Below are 7013 nucleotides of genomic sequence, written 5' to 3' on the forward strand. Positions count from 1 at the left end.
CTCTGACTCTATTACATCCCTACCTCACTTTAAAAGATGTTGGTAATGACAAGGGTTCTAGTGTTGGCGTAATAATTTCTGGTGCTGGAGACTCAATAATCTCTGGCAGCGTTGGTGGCAAACTAGGAGATGGGGCAACTGTTACTTGAGGAGTAGGTGTCTTGGTCGTTCGACGGTTGAAAAATCCGCCAAATCTAGATTTTGTTGGCTGAGGCGCAACTTTTTCGGGTAACGGTGTTGATTCAGGAGTTGGCGTTACCGTTGGCTGTGCTTCTGGTGTTGGCGTAATAATTTCTGGTGTCGGAGACTCAATAATCTCTGGCAGTGTGGGTGGCAAACTAGGAGATGGTGCAACTGGTGCTTCTGGGGTAGGAACTTTACCAGCCCCACGATTAAAAAATCCACCAAATCTAGGTTTTGTTGGCTGAGGCGTTACTTTTTCAGGTAACGGTGTTGATTCGGGAGTTGGTATTACCTCTGGCTGTGGTTCTGGGATAGGAGACTCAATAATTTCTGGTGGTATTGGGGACAAGCTGGGAGTTGGTGTAGCCGTGGGAATTTCTAATTTTGGTTGTTCTGGCTGTATTTTGGATTTTTCTGGAATTTCAGTTTCCGGAAGCGGCTGTTTTTCTACCTTGGGCTGTGTTGGGGGTGTTTTTTCCACAGAAGGTGTGGGTGTGGGTTTAGGTGCAAGTTTATAATTCGGGTCTACAATAGGGCGCACCTCATCTACTGTGAGTTCTCCTCTGACAATTCTCGACAAAGTGTCTTTACCCTTTGGCTGGTAGTCAATCAATCTAACTGTAGTATTAAAAGCATTTTTGACAGCATTTCCCTGATTATCGAGAAATTCTAGTTTTACCCAGTTTTTCCCTGGACGGAAGCCTTTAAGATAAACTGCCTGCCAGCGATCGAAAATAAAGCTTTCACCATTAATAGTGGAGCGAATGCGCCAATCACTGAACTCGTCGTTGGGGTTTTCCTTACCAAGAAGGTGCAGAGGAGCGTTAGTTAGGTAAAAGTCCAGTAAGATTGGTTCTGCCCCGTAGCTACTTTGAGGACGGCTATAAGTTAGCAGGGGTAATTTAGGATCTGGGGTGTTGTCGTCGGTTTTGGTGAAGACGTGAAATGTTGTTTGGGCATAAGCGCCTTCATTCTTAAAGCTTTCATGCCAAGGACGAGAGGCAAAGACACGCAAGGTATGACTACCTGGAGACAAGTCTGGCAAAACTAAGGGCTGATTCAGGTCGTAAACAGGTATATAAGGTTGATTATCCAGAATTACGTGTAAATGAGGCCCCAGTTGTAATTGTGGGTCTTTAAATATTGGTAGATCCTTAACCTGAAAACTGGCTGTAACTTTGTTGTCTTGAAGAACTTCATCAAATTTTGGAGTAACAATTGTCACTTGTGGCTGATAAACTTCCAAAATTGGACGCAGTTCTTGAATAACAGATGGAGGGGAAACTTCCGAAAATTGCTTTGAAATTTGAGAAATCTTTGGAGAGTTTTCTTTATAGGCAGTAGATACTTCCTGGCTGTCGGCTTTCTCGCCGCAACTGGTCAAGCTTAATACCAGCACTAATATCATTACCCACCTGAGAATCGGGAACCTCTGAGGGAGGAGCTTCTCTAACACCCTTTTCTGCCACGAGTTCATGCGTTGCACCCAGTGATAGTCTTTGACAATTGACAGATTATTTTGGCTCAAACTGTCCATCTGGAACTATAGCCCAAAAGGTGAAATCTGCCTTACATGCCATAAGTTTTCCTTTATGTCTCATAAAATTTTAAAATAAGTCATATTCTCTACAACCTTTTACTTGCAAAAATTGAAATATGACATAAATGTTCATGAGTAATCGCAGTAAAAGTTGGGACATCCGCTACATACAGCCAAACCATAAATTTTACGAATTGTTATTCTTTGTAAATTAAATAGTTAAACTATTGACTTTTGGACAAAAAGTTTGAAGTTAAAAACCAGTTAAGGCATGAATTTCAGCAATATTTGAGCAAGTTTGAATTATTGTTAAAATATCTCTAACAATGTACAAGTGAAGACTTTATAATTCAACGAGAAACAACAATCCACATAGGTCTTCATCGCGGCTTCAGTACAATTCTGGAATTTGCGGTAATGGTTAATTTTGTGGTATTCATGATTCCTCATTCCTTATCAAGAGAGGAGGTCGAATGACAATAAGTCCTCCGGAGCGAGAGGAAAAAAAGGCAAGAGTAATCGTCGATAATGACCCAGTTCCAACCTCATTCGAGAGATGGGCGCAACCTGGACACTTTGACAGATCCTTAGCCAGAGGTCCCAAAACCACCACATGGATTTGGAACCTGCACGCACTCGCCCATGATTTTGATACACATACAAGCGATTTAGAAGACATCTCCCGCAAGATATTCTCAGCCCACTTCGGCCACCTGGCTGTAGTGACAATCTGGTTGAGTGGGATGATTTTCCACGGCGCGAAGTTTTCTAACTACGAAGCTTGGCTAAGTGACCCGTTAAACGTTAAGCCTAGCGCTCAAGTCGTTTGGCCCATTGTCGGACAAGACATTTTAAACGGTGATGTTGGCGGTGGTTTCCACGGTATTCAAATCACGTCTGGTTTGTTCCAAGTATGGCGTGGTTGGGGTATTACCAACTCATTCCAGCTTTACTGCACAGCGATCGGTGGATTGGTATTAGCAGGCTTGTTCCTATTTGCCGGCTGGTTCCATTACCACAAACGCGCTCCTAAACTGGAATGGTTCCAGAATGTGGAGTCGATGCTGAATCACCACTTGCAAGTACTGCTAGGTTGTGGTTCCTTGGGATGGGCAGGTCACTTAATCCACGTGTCCGCACCGACCAACAAGCTTTTGGATGCAGGGGTTGCTCTCAAAGACATACCCCTGCCCCACGAGTTCATTTTGAACAAAGACTTGTTGACCGAACTGTACCCTGGCTTTGCAGCTGGTTTAGCACCTTTCTTCACCTTGAATTGGGGTCAGTATGCTGACTTCCTAACCTTCAAGGGCGGTCTAAACCCGGTAACAGGCGGCTTGTGGTTGACTGATATTTCTCATCACCACTTAGCGATCGCAGTTCTCTTTATCATTGCTGGTCATCAGTACCGTACCAACTGGGGTATTGGTCACAGCATTAAAGAGATCCTCGAAAACCATAAAGGTCCTTTCACCGGTGAAGGTCACAAAGGTCTCTACGAAAACCTGACCACATCTTGGCACGCTCAGTTGGCTACTAACCTAGCCTTCTTGGGTTCGCTGACCATCATCATCGCGCATCATATGTACGCGATGCCCCCCTATCCATATTTGGCAACTGACTACGCTACGCAGTTGTGTATATTCACTCACCATATTTGGATTGGCGGCTTCTTGATTGTTGGTGGAGCGGCTCACGCTGCGATCTTCATGGTGCGAGATTACGATCCAGTTGTGAATCAAAACAACTTGCTCGATCGGGTAATTCGTCACCGGGATGCGATCATTTCTCATCTAAACTGGGTGTCTATATTCCTCGGCTTCCACAGCTTTGGACTGTACATCCACAACGACACGATGCGTGCATTGGGTCGTCCCCAAGACATGTTCTCTGATACGGCAATTCAATTGCAGCCAGTATTTGCCCAGTGGGTACAAAATATCCACGCTTTGGCTCCTGGAACAACTGCACCCAACGCCCTAGAACCAGTTAGCTATGTCTTTGGCGGCGGTGTATTGGCTGTTGGCGGCAAGGTGGCAGCTGCGCCCATCGCTTTAGGTACAGCAGACTTCCTAATTCACCACATTCACGCCTTCACCATTCACGTCACCGTCCTAATTCTGCTCAAAGGTGTGCTGTTTGCCCGTAGCTCTCGTCTGATTCCAGACAAAGCAAACCTGGGCTTCCGCTTCCCCTGCGACGGCCCTGGTCGTGGCGGTACTTGTCAAGTGTCTGGTTGGGATCACGTATTCCTCGGACTCTTCTGGATGTACAACTCCCTGTCCATTGTAATTTTCCACTTCAGCTGGAAGATGCAATCAGACGTTTGGGGAACCGTAGATGCAGATGGTACTGTGACTCACATCACTGGTGGTAACTTTGCTCAAAGCGCCATCACGATCAATGGTTGGTTGCGTGATTTCTTGTGGGCACAAGCGACACAAGTCATCAACTCCTACGGCAGTGCGCTATCTGCTTATGGACTCATGTTCTTAGGCGCTCACTTTGTTTGGGCATTCAGCTTGATGTTCCTGTTCAGTGGTCGTGGCTACTGGCAAGAATTAATTGAGTCCATTGTTTGGGCGCATAATAAACTGAAGGTAGCACCATCAATTCAGCCTCGCGCTTTGAGCATTATTCAAGGTCGCGCGGTAGGTGTAGCTCACTACCTATTAGGTGGAATTGCTACTACTTGGGCATTTTTCCATGCACACATCCTTTCAGTAGGGTAGCAATCAGCTTTCTATAAGTTAGGAGTTAAAAGTTAGGAGTTAGGAGTTAAGAATAAAAATTTAAAACTCATAACTTTCAACTTCATAACTCCTAACTCTCAACAGCTGGTATTTGATGGCTAAAGGTCAGAGGATTTATTAAACCTATGGCGACAAAATTTCCGAAATTTAGCCAGGATCTCGCACAGGACCCGACGACTCGTCGGATATGGTATGCGATCGCTACAGGCAACGACTTTGAAACCCATGATGGCATCACAGAGGAAAATCTTTACCAAAAGATTTTCGCAACTCACTTCGGTCACTTGGCAATCATCTTCCTGTGGGCATCCAGCCTCCTGTTCCACGTAGCCTGGCAAGGTAACTTTGAACAGTGGATTAAAGATCCCCTGCATATCCGTCCCATTGCCCACGCGATTTGGGACCCCCACTTTGGTAAACCAGCGATCGAAGCTTTTACCCAAGCGGGCGCTAGTAATCCGGTAAACATTACCTACTCTGGTCTCTACCATTGGTGGTATACCATCGGTATGCGGAATAACAGCGAACTGTACAACGGTTCAGTTTTCTTGCTGGTATTCGCTGCTGTATTACTGTTTGCTGGTTGGCTGCACTTGCAACCCAAGTACCGTCCTAGCTTGGCATGGTTTAAGAGCGCTGAACACCGCCTAAACCACCACTTAGCAGGTTTGTTTGGTGTTAGTTCCTTGGCGTGGGCTGGTCACTTAATTCACGTTGCTGTCCCCGAATCTCGCGGTCAGCACGTAGGTTGGGACAATTTCTTAAATACCCCACCCCACCCAGCAGGTTTAACACCATTCTTTACAGGTAACTGGGGCGTTTACTCTCAAAACCCTGACACTCCTGGACATATATTCGGGACATCGCAAGGTGCAGGAACTGCAATTCTGAGTTTCTTGGGTGGTTTCCATCCCCAGACAGAAGCTTTGTGGCTGACTGACATAGCTCATCACCACTTGGCGATCGCAGTTTTATTCATTGTTGCTGGTCACATGTACCGGACAAACTTTGGGATTGGTCACAGTCTCAAGGAAGCCTTGAATGCCAAGAATTTCTTTGGTATTCCTGTTGAAGGCCCGTTTAACCTACCTCACCAAGGTATCTACGACACCTACAACAACTCCCTGCACTTCCAATTGGGATGGCACTTAGCAGCGCTAGGTGTTGTTACTTCTCTGGTAGCGCAGCACATGTACTCCATGCCTTCCTACGCATTTATTGCGAAGGACTACACAACCCAGGCAGCGTTGTACACGCATCACCAGTATATTGCTGGATTCCTGATGCTTGGTGCTTTTGCTCACGGAGCAATTTTCTGGGTACGTGACTACGACCCAGAGCAAAACAAAGGCAACGTACTTGAGCGCGTGCTGAAGCACAAAGAAGCGATTATTTCCCACCTTAGCTGGGTATCCCTTTTCTTGGGCTTCCACACCCTTGGTCTGTATGTCCACAACGACGTAGTAGTTGCTTTCGGTACTCCTGAAAAGCAAATCTTGATTGAGCCAGTATTTGCTCAATTCGTCCAAGCTGCTAACGGTAAGGTACTGTACGGTTTAGACGCCTTACTATCTAACCCCGATAGTGTTGCTTACACAGCATGGCCCAACTACGCTAACGTTTGGTTGCCAGGCTGGTTAGATGCCATCAATGCTGGTACTAACTCCTTGTTCTTGACAATTGGCCCTGGCGATTTCTTGGTACACCATGCGATCGCTTTAGGTCTGCACACCACCACCTTGATCTTGGTCAAAGGTGCTTTGGATGCCCGTGGTTCTAAGCTGATGCCCGATAAAAAGGACTTCGGCTATGCCTTCCCTTGCGACGGCCCCGGTCGTGGCGGTACTTGCGACATCTCCGGTTGGGATTCCTTCTACCTCGCTGCGTTCTGGATGCTCAACACCATTGGTTGGTTGACCTTCTACTGGCACTGGAAACATCTCGGTATTTGGCAAGGTAACGTTGCTCAGTTCAATGAAAACTCTACATACCTCATGGGCTGGTTCCGCGATTACCTCTGGGCTAACTCCGCTCAGTTGATTAACGGCTACAACCCCTACGGTGTGAATAACCTGTCTGTCTGGGCTTGGATGTTCCTATTCGGACACCTAGTTTGGGCTACTGGCTTCATGTTCTTGATCTCTTGGAGAGGTTACTGGCAAGAGTTGATCGAAACCCTTGTTTGGGCACACGAACGTACTCCTCTAGCTAACTTAGTTCGCTGGAAAGACAAGCCAGTTGCTCTGTCCATCGTTCAAGCTCGTGTAGTTGGTCTAGCTCACTTCGCTGTTGGCTACGTCGTAACTTATGCAGCATTCTTGATTGCTTCTACTGCTGGTAAGTTCGGTTAATTTCGACTGCTAGTTTTGTAGATAAGTAATAAAAATCCCCCGCTTAACAGCAGGGGATTTTTATTATCATAGTTATGCCTTAGTTTAGGAAAGGTAAATTAATGAACAATGAACACTAAATTTATAGAATCTCTATAGGACTAGTATTTGATTTCTGAAAAAACTCCGTACATCTGGAGAGATAGA

Annotated in this window: 3 protein-coding genes; 2 read left to right on the forward strand and 1 reads right to left on the reverse strand. The window is 46.0% G+C overall.

Annotation, left to right across the window (positions count from 1 at the left end; genetic code table 11):
• Positions 1 to 19: 19 nt before the first annotated feature.
• The gene (locus tag RM368_RS37600; protein ID WP_322698779.1) at positions 20 to 1660 is read right to left on the reverse strand and encodes a hypothetical protein; all 1641 of its coding nucleotides are present in this window, start codon (positions 1658 to 1660) and stop codon (positions 20 to 22) included.
• Positions 1661 to 2196: 536 nt separating this feature from the next.
• Here RM368_RS37600 and psaA point away from each other — a divergent pair.
• Together psaA and psaB are read left to right on the forward strand one after the other, a co-directional pair.
• Positions 2197 to 4455, forward strand: a complete 2259-nt coding sequence (gene psaA, locus RM368_RS37605; protein WP_322698777.1) for a photosystem I core protein PsaA — start codon at positions 2197 to 2199, stop codon at positions 4453 to 4455.
• A gap of 146 nt (positions 4456 to 4601) precedes the next feature.
• Positions 4602 to 6827 (forward strand): photosystem I core protein PsaB, encoded by a 2226-nt coding sequence (gene psaB, locus RM368_RS37610; protein WP_322698778.1) that lies wholly within the window; start codon positions 4602 to 4604, stop codon positions 6825 to 6827.
• Positions 6828 to 7013 lie beyond the last annotated feature (186 nt).

The organism is Nostoc sp. DedSLP03 (assembly GCF_034530815.1).
Classification (GTDB): Bacteria; Cyanobacteriota; Cyanobacteriia; order Cyanobacteriales; family Nostocaceae; genus Nostoc.